This window comes from Streptobacillus felis (assembly GCF_001559775.1).
Lineage (GTDB): Bacteria > Fusobacteriota > Fusobacteriia > Fusobacteriales > Leptotrichiaceae > Streptobacillus > Streptobacillus felis.
In genome coordinates, this window is the sequence record NZ_LOHX01000037.1 from 1 (window position 1) to 508 (window position 508).

Below are 508 nucleotides of genomic sequence, written 5' to 3' on the forward strand. Positions count from 1 at the left end.
CGTTCATGAAATTAGCAACAATATATGGAGGATATGTAATAATAAAATCAACCGTAGATGAGTCTAACTTCCTCAATTCTTCTATGCATTCTCCATTTATTATTTCAATCATTTTTAATACACTCCATAATTTCTGATATGTCGCAATCCAATGCATCACAAATTCTGAGCAAAATATCGGTAGTTACATTCTCACCATTCTTTAATTTATAAAAGGTACTCTTACTTACATTTGCTTTTTCCTTAAGCTCATTATGTTGCATAACTAAATCAATAAGTTTTTTAATTAACCTTTTATAACTTAATTCCATATAACCTCTAAGATTATTTTTACGGTAGCTAATCTCGCACATATATACAATATAATAATACTTGTGTTTGTTATTACATACAAAATTATTATAACATTAACTATAGGTTATTTTCAATCAATTGATACATCACTTTAAAAAAGCAAAAAATAAAGGCAGTCCGGAGACTACCGATATTTATCTCTCTGTACCTTTGC

1 protein-coding gene is annotated in these 508 nt (G+C 27.8%); it reads right to left on the reverse strand.

Annotation, left to right across the window (positions count from 1 at the left end; translation table 11 throughout):
• Positions 1–104: 104 nt before the first annotated feature.
• Positions 105–311 (reverse strand): helix-turn-helix domain-containing protein, encoded by a 207-nt coding sequence (locus AYC60_RS00620; RefSeq protein ID WP_067320020.1) that lies wholly within the window; start codon positions 309–311, stop codon positions 105–107.
• Positions 312–508: the final 197 nt, after the last annotated feature.

Coding starts and splice junctions, on each gene's coding strand:
- AYC60_RS00620 (WP_067320020.1), bottom strand. CDS start 311: ATGGAATTAAGTTATAAAAGGTTAATTAAAAAACTTATTGATTTAGTT.